The following is a 23846-nucleotide window of genomic DNA, read 5'->3' as shown; positions in this document are numbered from 1 at the left end:
ACACCCGGACACACGATCGCGTCAGGTGATTCGCGTTTTTTCACTCGAACGTGTGTTTGGCGCAACCTTTCGAAAGCAACTACCGTTGTGCAGCAGGGAGACCATCGAGAGGGGCCGACGTGACCACCACCGCAGACAGTGCCACCATCACTGCCCAGGACCGCTCCCAGGGCCGACTCGAGCCGGTGCATGCGATGAACGAAGCCATGAATCCCGAAGCGCACAAGCGCTCCCTGCCGGGCCGACCTCCCGGCATCCGGGCGGACAGCTCAGGGCTCACCGATCGCCAGCGCCGTGTGATCGAGGTCATCAGGGATTCCGTGCAGCGGCGCGGCTACCCGCCGTCGATGCGGGAGATCGGCCAGGCGGTCGGCCTGTCCAGCACGTCCTCGGTGGCACACCAGCTGATGGCACTGGAGCGCAAGGGCTTCCTGCGCCGCGACCCGCACCGTCCGCGCGCGTACGAAGTGCGCGGCTCCGACCAGGCCGCCTCCGTGCAGCCCACGGACACCACCGGCAAGCCCGCCGCGTCGTACGTTCCGCTGGTCGGCCGCATCGCCGCCGGTGGACCCATCCTCGCCGAGGAGTCCGTCGAGGACGTCTTCCCCCTCCCCCGGCAGCTGGTCGGTGACGGCGAGCTGTTCGTCCTGAAGGTCGTCGGTGACTCGATGATCGAGGCCGCGATCTGTGACGGCGACTGGGTCACGGTCCGGCGCCAGCCGGTCGCCGAGAACGGCGACATCGTGGCCGCCATGCTCGACGGCGAGGCCACCGTCAAGCGTTTCAAGCGCGAGGACGGCCACGTCTGGCTTCTCCCGCACAACGCTGCGTACGAGCCGATTCCCGGTGACGACGCGACCATCCTGGGCAAGGTGGTGGCAGTGCTGCGGCGCGTCTGACCGCCGCGGCGGGCGAAGCGCACGGCGTCGCCCTCTGACCGGGCCCCGGAACCCCTGCGCCGGTTCCGGGGCCCTGTGCTGTGCCGGGGCTTTCGCGGCTGCAGATCGTCCGCGGTACCGACCCCGACGTCAGTGGCCGAAAGATCGGGGGTTAGCCTGTCGCGGCGCCGCGACAGGCTAACCCCCGATCACTGTTCCGCTTCCGACTTCTGCGCCGCCGCGTCGATGGCGGCCAGCGACTTCCGGACCTGATTACGGTCCGTCGTGTACCAGAAGTCGGGCAGTGACGCCTTCAGATAGCTCCCGTACCGTGCCGTGGCCAGCCTCTGGTCCAGTACGGCGACCACTCCGCGGTCGCCCGTTGCCCGTACGAGGCGGCCGGCGCCCTGCGCCATGAGCAGCGCGGCATGCGTGGCCGCGACCGCCATGAAGCCGTTGCCACCGGCGTCCTCCACCGCCTTCTGGCGAGCGCTCATCAGAGGGTCGTCGGGGCGCGGGAACGGAATCTTGTCCATGACGACCAGCTGACAGCTCGGGCCGGGGACATCGACGCCCTGCCAGAGGGACAGCGTGCCGAAGAGGCAGGTCTTCGGATCGGCCGCGAAGTTCTTGATCAGTTCGCCGAGCGTCTCCTCGCCCTGAAGGAGGATCGGGAACTCGGGGATACGAGAGCGAAGCTCCTCGGCGGCCAGCTGGGCGGCACGCATCGAGGAGAACAGGCCGAGCGTGCGGCCGCCCGCCGCCTGGATGAGCTCGGTCAGCTCATCGAGCATGTCCACCCGATCGCCGTCCCGCGCGGGGCGCGACAGGTGCTTGGCCACGTACAGAATGCCCTGCTTGCGGTACTCGAAGGGCGAGCCGACATCCACTCCCTTCCACTGCGGAAGGTCATCGCCCTCGGTGCCCTCGGGGGCGAGTCCCAGGGACGCGCCCACGCCGTTGAAGTCGCCGCCGAGCTTCAAGGTCGCGGAAGTCAGGACGACGGACCGATCCGCGAAGAGCTTCTCCCGCAACAGGCCCGACACGGACATGGGGGCCACGCGCAGGGAAGCCCCAAAACGGTCATGCCGCTCGTACCAGACGACATCCCACTCGGAGCCGTTCGTGATGCGCTCCGCCACGTCGTGCACGGATTCCACCGAGGCGAGCGCCTGCTTGCGGACGGCGTCCTCGTCCTGCACCGACTTGTCGCGAGTCGCCCCGATGGCCGAGATGACGGTACGGCAGGCGTCGCGCAGCGCCATGAGCGCGTAACCGAGGTCTTCCGGGATCTCCTCCAGGCGGCCCGGCAGCGCAAGCTCCATCAGCCGTTCGAAGCCCTCTGCGGCGGTCTGGAGCTGATCGGCGGCCTTCTCGTTGACCAGCTTCGCGGCGCGGCGCACCGCGCGGTTGACCTGGCCCGGCGTGAGTTCGCCGGTGGCGACTCCGGTGGCCCGGGAGACCAGCTCGTGCGCCTCGTCGACGATCAGGACCTCGTGCTGCGGGAGGACGGGGGCGCCTTCGATGGCGTCGATCGCGAGCAGGGCGTGGTTGGTGACGACGACCTCCGACAGCTTGGCGCGCTCGCGGGCCATCTCGGCGAAGCACTCGGCGCCGTACGCGCACTTCGAAGCACCCAGGCACTCACGCGACGACACCGACACCTGGGCCCAGGCCCGGTCGGAAACACCGGGTGTCAGGTCGTCCCGGTCACCCGTCTCCGTCTCGTCCGACCACTCGCGCAGCCGCAGCAGGTCCTGCCCCAGCTTGCTGGTGGGTGCGGCGGCCTCGAACTGGTCGAAGAGGCCCTCCTCCTCGTCCTGCGGCACGCCTTCGTGCAGGCGGTGCAGACACAGGTAGTTCGACCTGCCCTTGAGCATCGCGAATTCGGGGCGACGGCGCAGGAGCGGGTGCAGTGCCTCGACGGTGCGCGGCAGGTCGCGCTCCACGAGTTGGCGCTGGAGCGCCAGGGTGGCCGTCGCCACGACGACGCGCTCCCCCTGAGCGAGCGCGGGCACCAGGTACCCCAGCGACTTTCCGGTGCCGGTGCCGGCCTGGACCAGCAGATGCGACCCGCCGTCGATCGCCTCCGCGACTGATTCGGCCATGGTCACCTGGCCGGGGCGCTCCGTACCGCCGACGGCAGTGACAGCAGCATGCAGGAGTTCAGGGAGTGAGGGCTTTGTCATAGCGCGACCACCCTACGGCCCGGCACTGACAAAGGGGCGCCCACGGTGGGGACGAGCGGCGGGATCAAGACCTGGGATTCCTCGGGTGGGGACCGGTTCGGTTCGGGTGGGTACGGGATCGAGTCGGGTGGGACTCAGCCTCGTTCGGTTGAGGTCGGAGGCCTTACGTCTGTGAGACCGGCGGCCCGGACAAAAGATCGACTGTGCCTGAATCCGGATCGCCGGGAGAGGGAACCGGATCGCCGCGAGCGGTGTACCAAAAGTGATGACGCTGCGACGTGGCGTCACAGCAGATGGCGCAGACTTCGGTCTCTGACCATGAGGGCGGCCCGCTTGGCGGGCAGGTCGACCTCGGCGGAGAACCGGAAGCCGGCACTGAGGAAAGCGGCGACGGAAGGGGTGTTGCGAATGTCGGGTTCGGCGACGATACGAGCACAGGCGGGGCGCTTGTCGAATGCGAGGTCGGCGACTGCTCGCAAAAGGGTTCCACCAAGTCCTCGGCCACGGTCGCCGACAGCTCCGATGAGGAGATGGACACCGGTGTCATGGGGCCGAGCCGGATAGTGCCGGGCCAGCGGGTCGAGGTCTGCTCGGTAGATCTCCCAGTAGCTCATCGGCGTGCCTTCCAACAATCCCAGGCACGGGACGGTGCGTCCGTCACCGGAGAGATGGGCCCGCAGGTGCTCCTCGGTCGCGTTCTGGGGCCCGGCGAGTCCCCAGAACGCCGCCACGGCGGGATCGTTCATCCAACGGCCGATGATCGGAAGGTCTCGGTCAACCCGCGCGGGGACCAGGTGAAGCACCCCTGCGGGTGTGCTGATCGGCCCCCAGTCGGCAATGTGGTCGAGCAGATCTTCGGCGATGGACAGGGCGGAGGCGGGTGCGGCTGCGGACTCGGGTACGGGTGCGCCTGACGGGTCGAGTACGGGATGGGGACCGGGCTTGGCTGCCGGCTCAGGCGCAGGTGTGGACTCCGCCCCGGCTGCTGAGCCTGCGCTCACGTTCTCTGCCCCCACACCACCGACGTCCTCCGCGAAGAGCGCGATGATCTCGTCGGGCAGGGGCACGTCCAGCGTGTCCTCACTGTCCGCGCTCCCGCCGGCAGCGGGGGCGCCACGGCTCTCACGAGCCCCCGGGCTCGTGGCGGTACCGATGTCGGTGAAGGGGGCGGTATCGGCGTCGGCAGTCGAGTCGGTGGGAGGCACGGCGACGCTCCTCTCAAGAGATGGGGTGGGTCATGTTCCCCAGGAATGAAGGAGGTTGGTGAAAGCCGGAGTCGGTGTCGGGAGCACAGAAACGGAGCGAGGAAGAGCGACGGGGGCGAGGGTTGGCGGCGGCCAGGAGACATGTAGGGATGGCACGGGTCGACCGTGAGGGTCAGGTCAGGCGTGGAGGGGATTGGCGATGGTGACGTAGACGGACTGGGTGTCCACCGGGCCGACGAGCTCGTCGAGGCCGTGCACGCGGGTCAGCAGATTCGCCTTGCACCGCAGGACCGGTGACTCGAGCAGGTGTGCAGGCAGTGTCGTGCGCAACCGGGCGGGACCAGAGGCGACATCGCCGAGGAAACGACGGAAGGCTGCGAGCAGCAATTCCTCGTCGGCGAGACGCTGGGAACCGAACGCACCGATGAGACCGAACACGTTGTTGATCGCGAGGTAGTACGCGAAGCGCTCGTCGGTGACCTCGTCCGAGACGAAGGTGTCGCTGCACTCGCCGATGCCGGGAAGCCGGGTGTCTAGTTCCGTGCGCCGGGACTCACGGAAGTAGTAGCCCTGGTTGTCGCGGTACCGGCCGCCTGAGGGCCAGCCTTCGCCATCCAGCAGGAGCAGGGTGTTCTGCTGGTGTGCCTCCAGGGCGATCCCGGCCTCGGAGTCCAACCACAGCACCGGACGGACGACCTGCTCGAGGTAGCGCAGGAACCACTCGGCAGCAACGGCCCCGCGAGGGCGCCTTGTCCGGGCGGCGAGATGCGTGACCACCTCGGCCAGACGGGACCTGAGGGGTTCCTTGCCCGACCAAGGCCGGCCGGAGGCGGTGCCGGGTTGGGTGCGGGGGCGCGGCGAGACGAGTCCGGCTACGCAGGACACGTCGTCGGAAGGCTTGAACGGGTTGTGCCGGATCACCACGTCGAAGCCGGGCACAGGAGCGCCGTCCGGCCCGTCGACGGCGAGCCACGCCGGGTCGCGAACGATGTCGAACCCCGGGTACGCGGCCCGCCACTGGGTCGAGAGCCCGCTGCGCAGGAGGCGGTGTACCTCGACACCGCGGTTCAACTCCTTGCGGAGGTTCTCACGGCGGGAGTTGGTGATCCGCAGGCCCAGCGACAGCTTGAGCATGGCGGGGGCGCCTGCCAGGTGGACGGTTCGGACGGAGGAGGTGGGGTGCCACAGGGCGCCGTGAGCGCCGAGGTCCCGGAGCAGGCCGGCCTCGACCAGGGCCGCCGAGTCTGAGCGGTACAGGAGCTCGCGGTGCTGCCAAGGGTGCAGGGGGAGGGCCGCGTACCCGTCGGGCAGTGGCAGGTCAGGACCGGCGAGTCGGGCCGTGAGGTGCGCGGCGGGGACACCCCGGCCCCGTTCGGTCCAAGCAGAGTCAGTGGCGACCAAGGAGGGAGCGACAGCCAGCCAGTGCAAGGGAAAGGAGCCACGCAACTCGGGTGAGTACCGCCGCGCTTCGCTCTCGGAGAGACCCTCGCGGCTCTTCGGCGTCGGGTGCAGCGGGTGTCCGAGCAGGAGTGCCTGCTCGGCCGCGAGGAAGCGGTCGGGGCAGTCGGCGGGGTCTTCACGGCGCTCGCTGATGAACGTGACGGTTCGCCGCACAGAGTCGGCGACACGTGCGACGAGGTCAGTGGCGGCGGAAGAAGACGCGGGGAGGGACGGGATTGTGGGCGCTGGAGTGGCGGGGGACTCGGAGGTCGGAGGCACGGCAGGCAGCGGAGATAGGGCAGGCGTCGCAGACGCGGCAGGCGTCACAGACGCGGCAGCGGTCGCAGACTCGGTGGACTTCACGGATACAGCGGCGGGAGACGGAACGGGCGAGGAAGCGAGGGAGGGCCCGGCACACGGTGTGGAGGCAGTCGACGGCGTTGCAGTATCGGGGTTCGGCGAAGGGCCAGGCCCGCCAACAGCAGGGGCGCCGGCGCCGAGCGTCTCCCTGATGAGTAGTGCGGCGAGGGTGACCGCGTCGGTAGGCGGGGCGTCGGCCAAGTGCGGGAGACCGAAGCGGTGCCAACCCGTCGGAGACCAGTAGTGGACCGGGACCAGCAGGGCGGTGCCGGTGGCCGGCAAGGAGATTCGGAGGACCCCGTTGCCGGGTGCCGGGACGTTCGTCTCGCGCACCCAGCAGCGGAGCAGGTTCTCCACTGCGGCGGCCTGGGCTGCCATGTGCGGGTCGGAGTGCTCCAGGAAGTCGGCGGTGCCCCCGTACAGCGACTCCGCGTCTGGCGCGCCTCGCTGCATCGGCGCTGGTACCGGCGTCTGGGGAACGGCGAGGCCCTGTGCCGGCACGGGCGGCTCGGGCTCCTGCTGGGAGAGCCGTCTAGTGGACGAGCTCTGCGCGCGGGCATAGGTACGGCCGTCGGTCGAGGGGGTGGTGGTCAAGGCTGGTCCTCTTGAAGTGGTTCCGGCTGCGCGGCGACGGTCGCCGTGCTGGTGGTGAGGTGCGCGGTGCCGTGAGGGCCCGCGTTCCAGAGGTGGGCCCGGAGGGGTGTGTCAGTTGGCGGTGGTGTCTCGGAGGGACGTGAGCCGGCGCTCGGACGTGGGTCGGTCGAATGCCGCCGAGGCGATGGCGGCCCACGCCGATGCGACGGCACGGCAAGAGGGAGGCAGTGACGCGCCCTCATCGGCTGCCGGGTTACACGGCACGATCGGCCCAGTCGGCCCGGCCCGTCCGATCCGTCCGGGCTGTTCGGTCACCGCGCCGTCGATTGCCCGGGGGCGGCTGATGGGTCCCGTCGTGGCCGGCCTGGTTGCGGGACACCGCGTCCACGGCGTCGGCCAGCCGGTCCAGCACTGCGGTGGCCTGCTCGTCGCTGATGGTCAGGGGTGGAAGCAGCCGTACGACACTGGAGTGGCGGCCGCCGAGTTCGACGATCAAGCCGCGTCGAAGGCACTCCCGCTGGATGGCGGCAGCGAGTTCAGGGGCGGCTGGGCGTGGGTGGCGGTCCTGGTCCGGCATTGCCGCCACCGCCCGCGCTCCTCCGCCGACGGGTGCCAGGTCCTCCGAGGCGCGGCCCGTAGTCCGGGCGGGGTCGGCGCCCACGAGACCGCTCGCGAGACCCCCTCGGGGCCAACCCAGGTCATCGGGACCACCGAACTCAGCCTGGTCGGGAGTACGCCCGTGCCTGCCCGGAGGAGCCGAGAGCCCCGGCCCGCTGCCCGCCCCCTCAAGCGCCGCCCTGTTCGCCGTCCGCGACCCCTCACTCCGCGCCGATTCAACCGGCTCCACCACCTCGACCCCGATCATCAGCCCTCTCCCCCGCACATCGCCGATGCAGGTGAACTCTCCTGCGAGTTCCCGGAGTTGACTCAGCATCTGCGAGCCCAGTTCGGCCGCCCGCTCGGCGAGCCGGTTCTCGCGGACGTAGGCGAGGGTCGCTGTGCCGGCGGCCATGGCGAGCTGGTTTCCGCGGAACGTTCCGGCATGCGCGCCGGGTTGCCAGGCGTCGAGTTCGTCGCGGTAGACGATGACCGCCAGGGGCAGACTGCCGCCGATGGCCTTGGAGAGGACCATGACGTCGGGGGTGACGCCGCTGTGCTCCACGGCCCAGAAGGCACCGGTGCGCCCGACCCCTGTCTGGACCTCGTCGGCGATCAGTGGGATGGAGCGGTCGGCGGTGATCTGCCGCATGCGCCGCAGCCAGCCGTCCGGCGCGGGGATCACGCCACCCTCGCCTTGGACGGGTTCGAGGATCATCCCGGCGGGATGGGGCACTCCCGACTTGGGGTCTTCGAGGACGGACTCGGTCCAGCGGGCGGCGAGTTCGGCGCCGCGTTCGCCGCCGACGCCGAAGGGGCAGCGGTAGTCCTGTGGGTAGGGCAGGCGCGCGACCCGTACGTCGAAGGCGCCCCCGGACGCTTCGAGCGCTCCGGCGGTCATCCCGTGATAGGCGCCGCTGAAGGCGAGGATTCCGTTGCGTCCGGTGGCGGCCCGGACGAGCTTGAACGCGGCCTCCACCGCGTCGGTGCCGGCCGGGCCGCAGAACTGCACCCGCGCGTGGCCGGCGAGGCCGGGCGGCAAGGTGTGGAACAGCTCGGTGATGAAGGCGTCCTTGACGGGGGTCGCCAGGTCCAGGACGTGCAGCGGTGCGCCCGAGTCCAGGACTTTGCGGATGGCCTCGAGGACCACGGGGTGGTTGTGTCCGAGCGCCAGCGTCCCGGCGCCGGACAGGCAGTCCAGGTAGCGGCGGCCGTCGGCTCCCTCGATGGTCAGTCCGCGCGCCCGCACCGGCACGATGGGCAGGGCACGCGCGTAGGTGCGTGCCGCCGATTCGCGCGCCGACTGCCGCCGCAGGATCCCCTCGTGCACCGGGTGTGGCCCCGTCGATTCGGAAGTTTCCCCGCGCACGGATTCGGTCACTGCCATGGCTCCCTGTCCTCCCGCTGTCCAGGGGCGAGCAGGCCTCTCGCATCCTCGCCCGACCCGACATACGAAGCCCCGCGAGCGTCCACTCGAAACTCCGGGGAACTGGGCACTGGGGACCGCACACAGACAGCAGGCCCCCCACCGCTACCAACCCCGGACCGTTACGCGGGTTACGGGTTGCTTCAAGATCCTTGCCGTGACGGAACCGTTGCCGTTCCGTCGGAACTCCCCCACAGCGAGCGCATAGTGTGTGGTGCCGTCCCAACGCGCCGTGACCCCGCCGGACCAGCGATGGATCCACGGGAGCGCACAGCCGCGGCGCCAAGTACCGTCACCCCAGGGGGAGTCAGATCATGCGTTCGATACGGCCGTCGTTCACCGCTCGTCGAGGGAGGAACACGCGCCGCACAACCTCCCCGCTCCCCGTGGTCGCGCTGGCCGCGGCGCTGGCCTTCACCGTCACGGCCTGCGAGTCGGGGGACGCCGAGGCCGGCGGCGCGGCCACCCCGTCCGCGGCGGCCGGGGGCGAGGGCAAGATCACGATCCCGGACGACATCAAGGACAAGCTCAAAGAGCACGGGATCGACATCGACAAGTGGAAGGACGGCGCCTGGAAGCAGTGGGACAAGGACGACTGGCTCCGCGAGGCGCAGGACTACGTCAACCCGATCATCGAGGGGCTGTGGGACCCGGACCGTATGCGGGACGCCGAGGATCCGGACCGGGGCGTCGACGACAGCGACCTCTCCGGTGACCAGGGTGTGACCGACCCGACGCCGGAGCCCGTGGACGCCCAGGCCGTGCCGACGTCGTACCACGCCAACGCGCCCGAGGCGGGCAAGGTGTTCTTCGACTCCCCCGAAGGCACGATGGTCTGCTCGGCGACGGTCGTTCAGGACCCGGCCAACCCCGGGAAGTCCAACATGGTCTGGACGGCCGGTCACTGCGTGCACGCCGGCAAGAGCGGCGGCTGGTACCGCAACATCGCGTTCGTGCCGTCCTACAACGACGCGGGCATGTCGGCCGCGGAGATCAAGAACGCCAAGCGGGAGCAGGTCGCTCCGTACGGCGTCTGGTGGGCCGACTGGGCGCAGACCTCGGACCAGTGGATCGCGCAGGGCGGTGCGACGGGCGGGGACGGTGCGTCGTACGACTTCGCCGTGCTGCATGTGAAGCCGGAGGAGGGCAGCAACGGCAAGTCCCTGGAGGAGATGGTCGGTTCGGCCCTGCCGGTGGACTTCAACGCGCCCGCTGTCCCCGACGTGGACAGCATCAAGGCGATCGGCTATCCGGCGGCCGCGCCGTTCGACGGCCAGAAGCTGTACCAGTGCCAGGACAAGCCGGGCAGGCTGTCGCTCAAGGCATCGGACCCGACGATGTACCGCATCGGCTGCACCATGACCGGCGGTTCTTCTGGCGGCGGCTGGGTCGCGAAGGGCTCGGACGGCAAGCCTGCGCTGGTCTCCAACACCTCCATCGGCCCGGTGGAGTCGGGCTGGCTGGCGGGCCCGCGGCTGGGCAAGGAGGCCAACGGCATCTTCGACAAGGTGAGCGACAAGTTCGCCGGTCAGTGACGTCGGCCGGAAGCCCCGTGGCTGAACCGGAAGCCGGCGGCTGAAACTGACCGCGGCACCTTGGGCATCGGCGGCGGTGGGGCGGGGGAGAAACCTTCACCGCCTCACCGCCGTTCACCCTCAACTCCCCGGGCATAGTGGGGTGTCGCGTCCGAGGGGTCGACACGAGAGCGTGCACGGCCCCTCCATGACCAGTACCTGGCCTAGCGACCCGTACCGACGTTCGTGATCGGTGCCTGACATCAGGCACCACAGCTCAGCTCAGCACGCTTCAACGGGGGTTACCGCACCATGCGTTCCACACACATGCCCACAGCTCCACGCCGCAGGCGGCGCTCCGCCCTCGCTGCCACAGGCCTCGTCGCCGCCCTCACGCTCACCGCGACCGCCTGTGGCGGCTCGGTGGAGCAGGCGGCGAGCGACAAGGCCGATGCCGCCGCGTCCCAGGCCGCCGACGGAATCGGCGACGGCAAGATCCAGATCCCGACCGACATCGCGGACAAGCTCAAGGAGCACGGCATCGATGTCGACAAGTGGACCAGCGGCGGCTGGAAGGACTGGGACAAGGACAAGTGGCTGAGTGAGGCCAAGGACTTCGTCAACCCGGTGATCGAGGGCCTCTGGAAGCCCGATCGGATGCAGTCCGCCAAGGAGGCCAACAAGACGGTCACCACGCAGGACGCCTCCGCCGACCAGGGCCTGAGCGATCCGGAGCCCGCCCCCGTGCAGGCCACGGCCGAGAAGACGCCGTACCACGACAACGCGGCCCCGGTCGGCAAGGTCTTCTTCGACTCCCCCGACGGCCCTGCCGTCTGCTCCGGCACGGTCATCAAGGACGTCAACCACCCCGGCAAGTCCAACCTCGTGTGGACAGCCGGCCACTGTGTGCACGCCGGTGGCAACGGCGGCTGGTACCGCAACATCGTCTTCGTCCCGGCGTACAACGACCTCGGCAAGTCCGCGGCGCAGTTGAGCAACGCGAACACCACCGAGATCGCCCCGTACGGCAACTGGTGGGCGGACTGGGTCTCGACGTCCAACGAGTGGATCCAGGGCGGTTCGGAGACCGGTGGCGCGGGTGCCGCGTACGACTACTCCGTGCTGCATGTGAAGCCGGAGCAGGGTTCCAAGTCGCTCGAGGAGACGGTCGGCGCCGCCCTCGACGTGGACTTCTCCGCGCCGTCGGCGACCGAGGCCGGCACGATGGGCGCCTGGGGCTACCCGGCGGCGCCGCCGTACAACGGTCTGCGGATGTTCAAGTGCCTCGACCAGCCGGGCCGGTTCTCGCTGAGCACGACCCTGCCGACGATGTACCGCATCGGCTGCACCATGACCGGCGGTTCGTCCGGTGGCGGCTGGTTCCGGGTGGTGGACGGCGAGACCAAGCTGGTGTCGAACACGTCGATCGGCCCTGAGGACAACACCTGGCTCGCGGGCCCGCAGCTGGGAGCGGGTGCCGAGTCGGTGTACCAGTACATGAGCAAGACGTACGGCGGTCGCTGACACCCGCGCATACGCCGAAGGCCCGCCCCCTCACGCAGAGGGCGGGCCTTCGGCGTATCTACGGCGCAGTGGCTGGCGTATCTACGGCACAGCTCAGGCGGTCGGAGCCGGAACGTACGGCGCGAGATCCGCCGCCAGTTCCTCGTGCACCCGCACCTTGAGCAGCGTGCCCTCCGGGGTGTGTTCCTCGGAGATCACCTCGCCCTCGGTGTGGGCGCGGGCGACCAGCTTGCCGTGCGTGTACGGCACGAGCGCCTCGATCTCAACGGACGGGCGGGGCAGCTCGTCGTCGATGAGCGCGAGCAGCTCGTCGATGCCCTGGCCGGTGCGGGCCGAGACCGCGATGGAGCGCTTCTCGATCCGCATCAGCCGCTGGAGCGTCAGCGGATCGGCCGCGTCCGCCTTGTTGATCACGACGATCTCCGGTACGTCGGTCGCGCCGACGTCCCTGATCACCTCGCGTACGGCGGCCAGCTGCTCCTCCGGGTTCGGGTGCGAGCCGTCCACCACGTGCAGGATCAGGTCGGACTCGCCGACCTCCTCCATGGTGGAGCGGAACGCCTCGACCAGGTGGTGCGGCAGGTGGCGTACGAAGCCGACCGTGTCGGCCAGCGTGTACAGCCGTCCGCCCGGGGTCTCGGCCCGGCGCACGGTCGGGTCGAGGGTCGCGAACAGGGCGTTCTCGACCAGCACGCCCGCGCCCGTGAGGCGGTTGAGCAGGGAGGACTTGCCGGCGTTGGTGTAGCCCGCGATGGCGACCGAGGGCACCTTGTGGCGCTTGCGCTCCTGGCGCTTGATCTCGCGGCCGGTCTTCATGTCCGCGATCTCCCGGCGCATCTTCGCCATCTTCTCGCGGATACGACGCCGGTCAGTCTCGATCTTGGTCTCACCGGGACCACGGGTGGCGAGGCCGCCGCCCTTGCCGCCGCCCATCTGCCGGGACAGCGACTGACCCCAGCCTCGCAGCCTCGGCAGCATGTACTGCATCTGCGCGAGCGCGACCTGCGCCTTGCCCTCTCGGGACTTGGCGTGCTGGGCGAAGATGTCGAGGATCAGGGCCGTACGGTCGATGACCTTGACCTTGACGACGTCTTCGAGGGCGATGAGCTGGCCCGGGCTGAGCTCACCGTCACAGATGACGGTGTCGGCGCCGGACTCGACGACGATGTCGCGCAGCTCCAGGGCCTTGCCGGAACCGATGAAGGTGGCCGCGTCGGGCTTGTCTCGGCGCTGGATCACGCCGTCGAGCACGAGTGCGCCCGCGGTCTCCGCGAGGGCGGCGAGCTCCGCGAGGGAGTTGTCCGCGTCCTGCACGGTCCCGGAGGTCCAGACACCGACGAGCACGACCCGCTCCAGGCGGAGCTGGCGGTACTCGACCTCGGTGACGTCCTCGAGCTCGGTGGAGAGGCCTGCGACGCGGCGCAGAGCCGCGCGCTCGGAGCGGTCGAACTGGTCGCCGTCCCGGTCTCCGTCGATCTCGTGGCTCCAGGCGACGTCCTCTTCCATCAGGGCATCGGCCCGAAGACCTTCGGGATAGGTGTGCGCGAAGCGCTGCGTGTCCTGGGAAGGGGAAGAAGAAGAGGAGGTCATTGGGTCCTTACGTCGATGGGGAATCCGTGTGCGGCGACGGCGGCAGTGGTTCTGGCCCTTCGGAGCAGGTCCGTAGCGGCCGGAAACTTTCCGTCACTACCCACAACGCACGAGGACCCCGGGAGATTCCCGCGCACCGTGCCGTGCCGACCTGAAGATGGTCGCACGGCACGGCCCGTCTCGTCACCGCCTTATTCGCCGGTCGCCTTCTTCCCGGCGGCCGTCTTGCCGGCGGCCGTCTTGCCGGCGGCCGTCTTGCCGGCGGCCGTCTTGCCGGCGGCCGTCTTGCCGGCGGCCGTCTTGCCGGCGGCCGTCTTGCCGGCGGCCGTCTTACTGACCTTCTTACCGGCCTTCTTTCCAGCCGTCTTCCCGCTTGCCGTCTGCCCGGCCGGCTTCGTCGGGTCCGCCGGCTTCCACTCCGGCTTGCCGGGCATCGGCGGGGTCTTCTCGCCGTACAGCCAGGCGTGCATGAAGCCGTCGAGGTGGCGTCCGGAGATGTCCTCCGCCAGCGCGACGAAGTCCGCGGTGGTGGCGGAACGGTCCTTGTAGCGCTGCACCCAGGCGCGTTCCAGGCGCTCGAACGCCGGGGCGCCGATCTCCTGGCGGAGGGCGTACAGGACCAGGGACGCGCCGTCGTAGACGTTCGGCCGGAAGATCCCGTTCTTCTGGCCGGCGGCCGCCACCTTGGGCGCCGCCGGAGGCCCGCCGGCCGCACGCCAGCGGTCGGAGGCGGCGTACGCGGCCTTCATCCGCGCCTCCATCGGCCGGCCCGCCTTCTCTGCCGCGTACAGGGTCTCGTACCAGGTGGCGTGCCCCTCGCTGAGCCACAGGTCGGACCAGGCGCGCGGGCTGACGCTGTCGCCGAACCACTGGTGCGCCAGCTCATGCACCATGATCGACTCGATGTACCACTTCGGGAAGGCGGACTCGGTGAAGAGGTCTCGCTCGAAGAGGGAGAGCGTCTGCGTCTCGAGTTCGAAACCGGTGGCGGCATCGGCCATGAGCAGGCCGTACGTCTCGAAGGGGTAGCGCCCGACCTTGCTCTCCATCCAGGAGATCTGGCCCGGGGTCTTCTTCAGCCACGGTTCGAGCTGCTTGCGGTCCTTGGCGGGCACGACGTCCCGGAGGGGCAGTCCGTGCGGCCCGGTGCGGTGCACGATCTCGGAGCGGCCGATGGACACCTGGGCGAGTTCGGTGGCCATGGGGTGCCGGGTGCGGTACGTCCAGGTCGTCGAGCCGCCCGCGCGGTCCACGCCGGTCGGCAGGCCGTTGGCGACGGCTGTGTAGCCGTTGGGGGCGGTGACCCGGATGGTGAACATCGCCTTGTCGGAGGGGTGGTCGTTGCACGGGAACACGACATGGGCGGCGTCAGCCTGGTTGGCCATGGCGAGGCCGTCCGTGGTCCGCACCCAGCCGCCCTCCCGGGTCTTGCCGTACACGGGGTCGCTGGTGTGCCGCACGGTGATCTGCGTCCAGCTGCCGTCGGCCAACGGCTCCTCGGGCGTGACGACCAGGTCCTCACCGGCGCTGCGGAACGTCGCGGGCGTCCCGTCGACCTCGACGGACTCGACCTTGCCGTGGGCGAAGTCCAGGTTGACGCGGTCCAGGTCCTTCGTCGTCCAGGCGTCGATCGTGGTGACGGCCTGGAGGGGTTTGCTGTTCGTGCCGGAGTAGGTGAAGGCGAGGTCGTACGAGGCCACGTCGTAGCCGGGGTTGCCCAGGTGCGGGAAGAGGCGGTCGCCGACGCCCAGGGGTTCGGCCGGGGCGCTCGCGGCGAGGAGGCCGAAGGACGCGGCGAGGGCGACCAGGGCGGACGCCTGGGCCCGTCGACGGGTTCCGGGACGGGTGCGAGGAGCGCCAGGGACTGGTCGCTGAGCCTCGGTGCGGGGGGTGAGCAGCATGCACCACGGCTATCAGCGCGCGCGTGCGAGGCGTCGACGACGCGCGACCGGCCCACTCGAACGGGTATGTCAGGTGGGTGCAGCCGCTGGAGCACCCCGTGGCTTCACGCCCCCGCGTCGCACCCTCACATCCCCACGCCCCCGCGTACGCTCCCTACTCACGCCCCCTGGGTCTGCGGCTGCGCCCGGCTCACGTCGTACACGCCCCCCACGTTCCGCATCGCCCGCATGAGCCCCGGCAGCAGCGCCGCGTCCGGCAGTTGGACGGTGTAGGTGTGGCGCACGCGCTGTTGCGTCGGGGGTTCGACCGTCGCCGAGACGATCTCCGCGCCCTCCAGGGCCATGGCCTCCGTGAGGTCCGCCAGGAGGTGGGGGCGAACGAACGATTCGGCGACCAGGGTGACCCGGCACTCGGTGATCTCCCCCCAGCGCACGCCGACCTCCGCGCGCCCGGTGCCCTTCATACGCGTGACCGCGGAGCACTCGACTCGATGGACCGTCACCACTCCCCCGCGCACGGCGAATCCGGTGACCTCGTCGGGCGGTACGGGGGTGCAGCAGCCGGCGAGGCGTACGGTCGCGCCAGGACGGTCGACGAGTACGTCACCGCCCTCGGACCGGCCGACCGGGCCCTCCGCCCCCAGCCGCACGGCGGCCCCCTCCGAGGCAGCCGTCTGGTTCATGCCCCCGTCCGCCGCCCCCCGGAAGGCCACCCCGGCGTCCTTGGCCTCCGCAGCCCCTTGTGAGGGATGAGCGGCCAGCCACCGCTGGATGGCGATCCGCGCAGCCGGCGTGTGAGCGTGCTCCAGCCACTCCCTGGAGGGCTCCGAAGCCGGGTCCTGGCCCATGAGGAGCTGGACGGTGTCGCCGTCCCGCAGAACGGTGCTGAGGGTCGCCAGGCGGCCGTTGACGCGGGCGCCGATGCACGCGTGCGCGTCCTCGCCGTACTGCGCGTAGGCGGCGTCCACACAGGTCGCGCCCTCGGGCAGCCCCAGGGTGCCGCCATCGGGCCGGAAGACGGTGATCTCGCGGTCCTGGGCGAGGTCCTCGCGCAGGGTGGACCAGAAGGTGTCCGGGTCGGGGGCGGCCTCCTGCCAGTCGAGGAGGCGGGAGAGCCAGCCGGGGCGCGTGGGGTCCACGCGCTCGCCGTCGCCGGCAGTGGCCTGCTCCTCGGAAGGAGAGGCGTAGGGATTGCCGAGCGCGACGACACCGGCCTCGGCGACCTTGTGCATCTGGTGGGTGCGGATGAGGACTTCGGTGACCTGGCCGTCCGCGCGGGCGACCGCCGTGTGCAGCGACTGGTACAGGTTGAACTTGGGTACGGCGATGAAGTCCTTGAACTCCGAGACGACCGGCGTCATACAGGTGTGCAGTTCGCCCAGCACGCCGTAACAGTCCGCGTCCTCGTTCACCAGGACCAGGAGCCGCCCGAAGTCGGCGCCGCGCAGCCGGCCGCGCTTGCGGGACACGCGGTGCACGGAGACGAAGTGCCGCGGCCGGATGAGGACTTCGGCCTGGATGTCGGCCTCGCGCAGTACCTTGCGCATCTCGTCGGCCATCTCCGCGAGCGGATCGTCGTCGCGTGAGGCGTTGCCGACGATCAGCTCCCGGGTGTGCTCGTACTCCTCGGGGTGCAGGATCGCGAAGACCAGGTCTTCCAGTTCCGTCTTGAGCGCCTGGACGCCGAGCCGCTCGGCCAGCGGGATGAGCACGTCACGGGTCACCTTGGCGATGCGGGCCTGTTTCTCGGGGCGCATCACGCCGAGGGTGCGCATGTTGTGCAGCCGGTCGGCGAGTTTGATCGACATCACGCGGACGTCGTTCCCGGTGGCGACGAGCATCTTGCGGAAGGTCTCGGGCTCGGCGGCGGCACCGTAGTCGACCTTCTCCAGCTTCGTGACGCCGTCGACGAGGAAGCGGACCTCCGCGCCGAACTGCTCGCCGACCTGATCGAGCGTCACGTCGGTGTCCTCGACGGTGTCGTGCAGCAGAGAGGCCGTCAAGGTCGTGGTCTCGGCGCCGAGTTCGGCGAGGATCAGGGTCACCGCGAGCGGGTGCGTGATGTACGGCTCGCCGCTCTTGCGCATCTGGCCGCGGTGCGAGGACTCGGCCAGCACATAGGCGCGGCGCAGTGGTTCGAGGTCCGCGTCGGGGTGGTGGGCTCGGTGGGCGTCGACGACATGGCTGATCGCGTCGGGCAGCCGGCCGCGCGAGGCGGGGCCGAGCAACGCCGCCCGGCCGAGGCGGCGCAGGTCGAGGCGGGCACGGGCCTTCCTGCGCGGCACCGCAGGCGTCACAGAGCCTGCTACCGGGCCTGGCGTCGCGGAATTCGTGGCCTCCGCACTCATGGGCACCTCCGGCTGCGTGGACCGGCGAACGGGGTGCCCCATGGCGGACACGGCTCAGGGGATGGCGACATCTCCCCCGTCCGGGCCGGTGCTTGATGCTACCGAGCCCATCACGTGCGACTGACCGCCTCTCGCCGAGCGTGAAACGGATCACCCATTCGAGCGAGGGTGTGCGGGTATACGTTTTTGCGCCAGACAGCCAGCTGCCGTTCGTGATCTCGAACAACCTGGGGTCCCGACGGCGCCTCTCTCAAGCCACGCCCGGCCCGCGACTCTGATGCCGCGCCACGAAACCGTTCAGCGAACGAACGTTTCCAGCCACTCGGCGTCGATCTCTCCCTCGGCCACGATCACCGCCGGGCCGGTCATCTCGATCTCGCCGTCGGGTCGCTCGGTGATCACCAGGGTGCCGCCGGGCACATCGACGGTGTACGTCACGGGGGCGCCGGTGGCCGCCGGGTCGGCCCCGTCCCGGCGCGCGGTGGCCACGGCGACCGCACACGCGCCCGTGCCGCACGACCGGGTCTCGCCGGCACCGCGCTCGTGCACGCGCAGCGCGACGTGCCGGGGGCCCCGGTCGGCCACGAACTCGACGTTGACCCCGTCGGGGTAGGCCGAGGCCGGGCTGAACGGCGGTGCCGAGTACAGGTCGCCGGCGTGCGCCAGGTCGTCCACGAAGGCGACCGCGTGCGGGTTGCCCATGTTCACGTTCCGCGCGGGCCAGCTGCGCTCACCGACACTGACCGTGACGTCCCCTGCGGGGAGCAGCGCCTTGCCCATGCCGACGGTGACGTCTCCGTCCTTGGCGATGTGCACGGTCTTCACGCCTCCGCGCGTGGCGACCGCGAGATCGCCCTCGGCGGCATAACCGGCACGCTGGAGGTAGCGCGCGAACACGCGCACGCCGTTGCCGCACATCTCCGCGATCGAGCCGTCGCCGTTGCGGTAGTCCATGAACCACTCGGCCTCGGCCGCCATGTCCTTGGCCTCGGGGTGCGCCGCGGACCGCACGACGTGCAGCAGCCCGTCACCACCGATGCCCGCGCGGCGGTCGCACAGGGCGGCGACGGCGGCCGGAGGGAGGTCGATGACGTTCTCGGGGTCCGGGACGATCACGAAGTCGTTCTCGGTGCCGTGACCCTTGAGGAAGGCGATCCGCGTGCTCATTCCTCGATCGTACGGTGCCGCTACGACAGACCCGTAAGGACGGCCCTCAGCGCAGGCGAGCCACGCGCCACACGGCCAGCACGACGATCGCGGCGACGAGCAGGACGTACGCCAGCACGACCCGCCAGTCCGGTCTGCGGCCGGAACCCCGCTGGGGCAGCCCTGGCCAGGTGTAGCCGACCCGGCGGGCGGCCATCATGCCCCAGCCGGCCGCGCAGGAGCAGATCAGCAGCCCCAGCATGGCGATCACGGCCCCGCTGTCGCCGAAGTCGAAGGCCAGCGGGAAGGCGAACATCAGGGAGCCGACCGCGGCCAGGGACACGATGGGCGCGAGCTGCCAGATACGCAGTCGGCGCTGCGGGCGCAGCTCGACCTCGACCTCCGGGCCGCTCGCGTACATCTCCTCGGGCTCGGGGCCGTCGTCGGTGACACCGCCCTCGGTCTCGTCGATCCCGTCCGGCCCGTCGGGGCTCAGGCGGTCGCCGTCGCGCTCCGGTTCGTCCCGGTCAGCGGTGACGTTCTCAGTGCCTTGTGCGGTGTCGCGAGGGCCGGCCTCCATCGCCACGCGCCCTCCCAACTCGGACTCCACTTGGTCGATCGAAGCTCGATGATGGCATGGCACCGCAGGCACGGATGACGGCCGGAGCGTCCCGATGCCATCACGTGATCAGGCTGTAACCGGTCGTTCGACCAACGCCAATGCGAGATGCGGAAGTTCTGTGAGATCCGCCGCAGCCCCACTCAGCCAGTGCACCCGCGGGTCGCGCCTGAACCATGAATCCTGGCGGCGCGCGAACCGCTTGGTGGCACGTACGGTCTCGGACCGCGCCTCTTCCAGGGTGCACTCCCCGGCGAGCGCCGCGAGCACCTGCTGGTAGCCGAGCGCGCGTGAAGCCGTACGCCCCTCACGCAATCCCTGCGCCTCCAACGCGCGCACCTCGTCCACGAGCCCGACGTCCCACATCCGGTCGACCCGGCGCGTGATGCGCTCGTCCAGCTCCGGGCGGGCCACGTCGACGCCGATCTGGACCGTGTCGTAGACCGAGTCATGGCCGGGGAGGTTGGCGGTGAAGGGCTTGCCGGTGATCTCGATCACTTCGAGAGCGCGGACGATACGGCGGCCGTTGCTGGGCAGGATGGCCTGCGCCGCCTCGGGGTCGGCGGCGGCCAGACGGGCGTGCAGCGCCCCGGAGCCGCGCAGCGCGAGCTCCTCCTCCAGCCGGGCCCTGACCTCGGGGTCGGTGCCGGGGAACTCCAGGTTGTCGACGGCGCCACGGACGTACAGCCCCGAGCCGCCGACCAGGATCGGCCAGCGCCCCTCGGTGAGCAGCGCGTCGATCCGTTCCCGTGCGAGCCGCTGGTACTCGGCGACGGACGCCGTGACCGTCACGTCCCAGATGTCCAGGAGATGGTGCGGAACGCCGTCCCGCTCCTGGGGCGTCAGCTTGGCGGTGCCGATGTCCATCCCTCGGTAGAGCTGCATGGAGTCGGCGTTGACGACCTCGCCGCCGAGTTGCCGGGCCAGGAAGACGCCCAGATCGGACTTTCCGGCCGCGGTGGGTCCGACTACGGCAATGACGCGGGGGGCGGGGGGTGCGCTGCTCACCGCCCCAGTCTCGCAAACCTCACGGGGTGGACTCGAACGAGTTACGTGACGGCACACGCGCGGGGTCGTTGCCTGTTGCGAGGTTTTCGCCGCCGGTTTCACGGAGGCGGCGGCCCGGGGGCGCAAACGGACGCACCGGACGACGCGGGATTTCGCCCGCACGAGTAACGTATGGAGTGGATATGGGCGTTTTCGCACGACTTTTCCGACGGTCGAAGGCCACGGAGGAGGCGTCAACCGTCGAGGCTCAGGCCGACACACCAACGGCCGAGCCCGCGGCGGAAGAGGCGGCGGAGGCGAAGGGGTCGGCTGAGACCAAGGCCGAGGACGCGGCGGAACCGACGGCGGCGGAGTCCGTCGAGAGCGGCGCCGACGACGGCGTCGAAATCCCCAAGCAGCAGTCTGCCGACGAAGCGGCCGACAGCGAGGCCGGCGAGGGCGCCCGCACGTAACTGCCCCGCGCGGGAAGGTGAACGATGGGTCTGAAGGACAATTTGAAAGCCAAACTCGCCCCGGCGAAGGACAAGGTCTCCGGCCTCGCGCAGCGGCACGAGGGCAAGATCCACCACGGTCTCGAGAAGGCTGCGAAGGTCGTCGACGAGAAGACCAAGGGCAAGTACAGCAACAAGATCCACACGGGCACGGGCAAGGCCAAGGGCGCCATGGACCGACTCGCGCACAAGGGGAACGACACGGCGACCGGCAGCAGCACACCGCCGCCGGACGCACCCCCGCCGACCACCTGAACGGCACATCGACGGACGGCCGCGGAGCTTGACGGCTCCCGGCCGTCCGCCGTTTTCGGAAACCTTTCGACGTCGGCTTCCTGGGTCGGCGCGCTACGACCAGGTCGCGACCAGGTAGCCCACCCCGTACGGCGCGTCCTCGAACAGCAAGGTGCCCGAGAGCCCCTCCCCCTCCGCGGCGCCCGCGAGGACCTGCCAAGGAGCCCGGCCCGACGCCTTCAGCTCGTGCGCGAGCCCCGTGTCCAGAGCCTTGAGGGCGGCCACGTCCGCGTCGCCGAGCGCACGCGCGACAGACGCGTCGAACGGTGCCGCTCGCTCGTCGAGGTACCCAGGCGCCTTGAGCGTGCGACAGGCGCTGGCGTCGCCCATCACCAGCACTGCCACCCGCTCGGCCCGGGCGGCGATGTCCCTTCCGATTTCAATACACCGCTCGGCCTCAAGAGGTTCCCCCACCCCGAGTCCCTCGATCGGGGCGTCCGACCAGCCGGTCCGCTCCAGCAGCCATGCGGCGACGGCGAGCGAGGACGGAAGCCGGAGCTCCGAAAGCGCCGGATCGGCCGTGTCGCCGTCGTCCTGACCTTCGCAGCGGCCCAGCCGTACGTCGATGTCCACACCGAAGCCGCGGAACGTGCCCCGTGTCCCCTGCGGATAAGTCCGCGCCGCGCTGCCCTCTGCGGGCCCCACGACCACCAGCCGGTCCGGTCGGGCGGCGGCGAGCAGGCCCAGCGCATCCGTACAGGCTGCCCGCGCGGCGTCCAGCTCGGGCGCGGCACCCGCGGCGACGTGGGGCACGAGGAGAGGCGGGCAGGGGCAGACGGCGGCAGCGACAAGCATGATCGGCAGCCTACTGCGCGGCCCCGGAGGCGCCCCGGCGACGGCATACAGGAGGCTGCTTCGGTCAGGCCTCCCGGGCTAGGAGGCGGCCTCCGTGCCCCACACGCGCTCCGCGAGCCAGTACCGCAGGCGGTAGGTGCCCAGACCGCCCTTGACCTCAACGAAGTACATGTCGTCGTGCACGCGGAACACCTCGCGACGCCGTTGTTGCAGCCCTTCGCTGAACTTGTGGGTGCACGCGGTCTCGTAGAGCCTGCGGCGTGCCTCCACGACGGTTCCTTCGAACCGCTCGATCGGCCGAAGCCTGTCCTCGAACTCCTCCACGACCACCCACTGAGCCATGTGCACGCCCCCTCGCGGTCCGCTCTCCGGGCTCCGTCAGTCGATGGCACAGCCCCCGGTGGCGGCCGGCAGCGGCTCGGGCACGCCCACCTTGGGCAGCCCCAGCATGACCCCCGCGGCCTTGGTGGCCTCGGCGGCGTTGCGCTTCTCCCAGGCATCCCCCGCGCGCGTGCGGCGCACGCTCAGGACGGCGCCCTCGGCGAGGAGGTGGTGGGGGGCGGCGTACGTGATCTCGACGGTCACCACGTCGCCGGGCCGGACCTCCTGATCCGGCTTGGTGAAGTGGACCAGTCGGTTGTCGGGGGCGCGGCCGGACAGGCGGTGCGTGGCACCGTCCTTGCGGCCCTCGCCCTCGGCGACCATCAGGTCGACGGTGCGGCCGATCTGCTTCTTGTTCTCGTCCCAGGAGATCTCCTCCTGGAGGGCGACGAGACGCTCGTAGCGCGCCTGGACGACCGCCTTGGGGATCTGGTTCTCCATGGTGGCCGCGGGGGTGCCGGGGCGCTTGGAGTACTGGAAGGTGAAGGCCTGGGCGAAACGCGCCTCGCGGACGACATGCAGCGTCTGCTCGAAGTCCTCCTCGGTCTCGCCCGGGAAGCCCACGATGATGTCGGTGGTGATCGCGGCCTGCGGGATGGCGGCGCGGACCTTCTCGATGATGCCCAGGTAGCGCTCCTGGCGGTAGGAGCGGCGCATCGCCTTGAGGACCGTGTCCGAGCCGGACTGGAGCGGCATGTGCAGCTGCGGCATCACGTTCGGGGTCTCGGCCATCGCCGCGATCACATCGTCCGTGAAGTCGCGCGGGTGCGGCGAGGTGAAGCGGACGCGCTCCAGGCCCTCGATGGTCCCGCAGGCCCGCAGCAGCTTGCTGAACGCCTCGCGGTCGCCGATGTCGGAGCCGTACGCGTTGACGTTCTGGCCGAGCAGCGTGATCTCGCTGACTCCCTCGGCGACCAGCGCCTCGACCTCGGCGAGGATGTCGCCGGGGCGGCGGTCCTTCTCCTTGCCGCGCAGGGCGGGGACGATACAGAAGGTGCAGGTGTTGTTGCAGCCGACGGAGATCGACACCCAGGCCGCGTAGGCACTCTCGCGCCGGGTCGGCAGCGTCGAAGGGAACGCCTCCAGCGACTCGGCGATCTCGACCTGCGCCTCCTCCTGCACGCGCGCGCGTTCCAGCAGGACGGGGAGCTTGCCGATGTTGTGCGTGCCGAAGACGACGTCCACCCAGGGCGCCCGCTTCACGATGGTGTCGCGGTCCTTCTGCGCGAGACAGCCGCCGACCGCGATCTGCATCCCGGGCCGCTTGGTCTTCATCGGGGCGAGGTGGCCGAGGTTGCCGTACAGCTTGTTGTCGGCGTTCTCGCGGACCGCGCAGGTGTTGAAGACGACGACGTCCGCGTCTCCGTCTGAGCCCTCGGGCGCGCGTACGTAACCGGCGTCTTCGAGCAGCCCGGACAATCGCTCGGAATCGTGGACGTTCATCTGGCACCCGTAGGTGCGCACCTCGTATGTCTTCACGTCCACTGCCTGGCTCCGGTCGCTGCTGCTCATGGGACAAGGGTATGCGGTCGCGAGAACCCGTCGC

Annotated in this window: 18 protein-coding genes; 5 read left to right on the top strand and 13 right to left on the bottom strand. The window is 70.3% G+C overall.

What is annotated here, in order from left to right; all coding sequences use genetic code 11:
- The first annotated feature begins 119 nt into the window (after nucleotides 1-119).
- A complete protein-coding gene (lexA, locus tag AQJ67_RS16005) occupies nucleotides 120-899 on the top strand; it encodes a transcriptional repressor LexA (protein ID WP_062719439.1) in 780 nt (259 codons plus the stop codon).
- A gap of 188 nt (nucleotides 900-1087) precedes the next feature.
- Here lexA and AQJ67_RS16000 read toward each other — a convergent pair whose 3' ends face one another.
- From AQJ67_RS16000 to AQJ67_RS15985, 4 genes are all read right to left on the bottom strand, one after another.
- Complete coding sequence (locus AQJ67_RS16000) at nucleotides 1088-3067, bottom strand: ATP-dependent DNA helicase (RefSeq protein WP_062719438.1); 1980 nt, start codon at nucleotides 3065-3067, stop codon at nucleotides 1088-1090.
- 284 nt (nucleotides 3068-3351) lie between these two features.
- Complete coding sequence (locus tag AQJ67_RS15995; RefSeq protein ID WP_062719437.1) at nucleotides 3352-4272, bottom strand: GNAT family N-acetyltransferase; 921 nt, start codon at nucleotides 4270-4272, stop codon at nucleotides 3352-3354.
- 177 nt (nucleotides 4273-4449) lie between these two features.
- Entirely contained in the window at nucleotides 4450-6450 is a 2001-nt protein-coding gene (locus AQJ67_RS15990) for an IucA/IucC family protein (protein ID WP_425264161.1), read from the bottom strand.
- Between the two features lie 469 nt (nucleotides 6451-6919).
- Nucleotides 6920-8650: a diaminobutyrate--2-oxoglutarate transaminase family protein gene (locus tag AQJ67_RS15985; RefSeq protein WP_062719435.1), complete on the bottom strand. Its 1731-nt coding sequence runs from the start codon at nucleotides 8648-8650 to the stop codon at nucleotides 6920-6922.
- A 353-nt stretch (nucleotides 8651-9003) separates the two neighbouring features.
- On the opposite strand from AQJ67_RS15985, the gene AQJ67_RS15980 reads away from it, so the two are divergent.
- Together AQJ67_RS15980 and AQJ67_RS15975 are read left to right on the top strand one after the other, a co-directional pair.
- Nucleotides 9004-10224 carry a trypsin-like serine peptidase gene (locus AQJ67_RS15980; protein WP_062719434.1) on the top strand — a complete coding sequence of 407 codons (1221 nt, stop codon included), beginning with the start codon at nucleotides 9004-9006 and terminating at the stop codon, nucleotides 10222-10224.
- A gap of 291 nt (nucleotides 10225-10515) precedes the next feature.
- Nucleotides 10516-11727, top strand: a complete 1212-nt coding sequence (locus tag AQJ67_RS15975) for a trypsin-like serine peptidase (protein WP_062719433.1) — start codon at nucleotides 10516-10518, stop codon at nucleotides 11725-11727.
- A gap of 93 nt (nucleotides 11728-11820) precedes the next feature.
- Here AQJ67_RS15975 and hflX read toward each other — a convergent pair whose 3' ends face one another.
- The 6 genes from hflX to miaA all read right to left on the bottom strand — a co-directional run bounded on the left by hflX (nucleotide 11821) and on the right by miaA (nucleotide 20339).
- Nucleotides 11821-13317 carry a GTPase HflX gene (hflX, locus tag AQJ67_RS15970; protein WP_062719432.1) on the bottom strand — a complete coding sequence of 499 codons (1497 nt, stop codon included), beginning with the start codon at nucleotides 13315-13317 and terminating at the stop codon, nucleotides 11821-11823.
- 191 nt (nucleotides 13318-13508) lie between these two features.
- A complete protein-coding gene (locus tag AQJ67_RS15965; RefSeq protein WP_079055984.1) occupies nucleotides 13509-15218 on the bottom strand; it encodes a M1 family metallopeptidase in 1710 nt (569 codons plus the stop codon).
- A 158-nt stretch (nucleotides 15219-15376) separates the two neighbouring features.
- A complete protein-coding gene (locus AQJ67_RS15960; protein WP_062719431.1) occupies nucleotides 15377-17566 on the bottom strand; it encodes a RelA/SpoT family protein in 2190 nt (729 codons plus the stop codon).
- Between the two features lie 297 nt (nucleotides 17567-17863).
- The gene (dapF, locus tag AQJ67_RS15955; protein WP_062719430.1) at nucleotides 17864-18733 is read right to left on the bottom strand and encodes a diaminopimelate epimerase; all 870 of its coding nucleotides are present in this window, start codon (nucleotides 18731-18733) and stop codon (nucleotides 17864-17866) included.
- 46 nt (nucleotides 18734-18779) lie between these two features.
- Entirely contained in the window at nucleotides 18780-19292 is a 513-nt protein-coding gene (locus tag AQJ67_RS15950) for a hypothetical protein (protein ID WP_062719429.1), read from the bottom strand.
- Between the two features lie 108 nt (nucleotides 19293-19400).
- Nucleotides 19401-20339 (bottom strand): tRNA (adenosine(37)-N6)-dimethylallyltransferase MiaA, encoded by a 939-nt coding sequence (gene miaA, locus AQJ67_RS15945; RefSeq protein WP_062719428.1) that lies wholly within the window; start codon nucleotides 20337-20339, stop codon nucleotides 19401-19403.
- A 182-nt stretch (nucleotides 20340-20521) separates the two neighbouring features.
- Between miaA and AQJ67_RS15940 the strand changes: the two genes are divergently transcribed.
- On the top strand, nucleotides 20522-20791 hold the full coding sequence (locus AQJ67_RS15940) for a hypothetical protein (protein WP_062719427.1): 270 nt from the start codon (nucleotides 20522-20524) through the stop codon (nucleotides 20789-20791).
- A 24-nt stretch (nucleotides 20792-20815) separates the two neighbouring features.
- Nucleotides 20816-21085, top strand: coding sequence for an antitoxin (locus AQJ67_RS15935; RefSeq protein WP_062719426.1), 270 nt, complete (start codon nucleotides 20816-20818; stop codon nucleotides 21083-21085).
- Nucleotides 21086-21178: 93 nt separating this feature from the next.
- Here AQJ67_RS15935 and AQJ67_RS15930 read toward each other — a convergent pair whose 3' ends face one another.
- From AQJ67_RS15930 to miaB, 3 genes are all read right to left on the bottom strand, one after another.
- Nucleotides 21179-21919 (bottom strand): class III extradiol dioxygenase subunit B-like domain-containing protein, encoded by a 741-nt coding sequence (locus AQJ67_RS15930; protein ID WP_062719425.1) that lies wholly within the window; start codon nucleotides 21917-21919, stop codon nucleotides 21179-21181.
- 78 nt (nucleotides 21920-21997) lie between these two features.
- Nucleotides 21998-22261: a hypothetical protein gene (locus tag AQJ67_RS15925; protein ID WP_062719424.1), complete on the bottom strand. Its 264-nt coding sequence runs from the start codon at nucleotides 22259-22261 to the stop codon at nucleotides 21998-22000.
- 36 nt (nucleotides 22262-22297) lie between these two features.
- Complete coding sequence (gene miaB / locus AQJ67_RS15920) at nucleotides 22298-23812, bottom strand: tRNA (N6-isopentenyl adenosine(37)-C2)-methylthiotransferase MiaB (protein ID WP_062719423.1); 1515 nt, start codon at nucleotides 23810-23812, stop codon at nucleotides 22298-22300.
- Nucleotides 23813-23846: the final 34 nt, after the last annotated feature.

Origin of the sequence: Streptomyces caeruleatus, from assembly GCF_001514235.1 — a bacterium.
Classification (GTDB): domain Bacteria; phylum Actinomycetota; class Actinomycetes; order Streptomycetales; family Streptomycetaceae; genus Streptomyces; species Streptomyces caeruleatus.
Note: the sequence above shows the minus strand (reverse complement) of the source record. Positions and strands in the feature narration are given on the sequence as shown.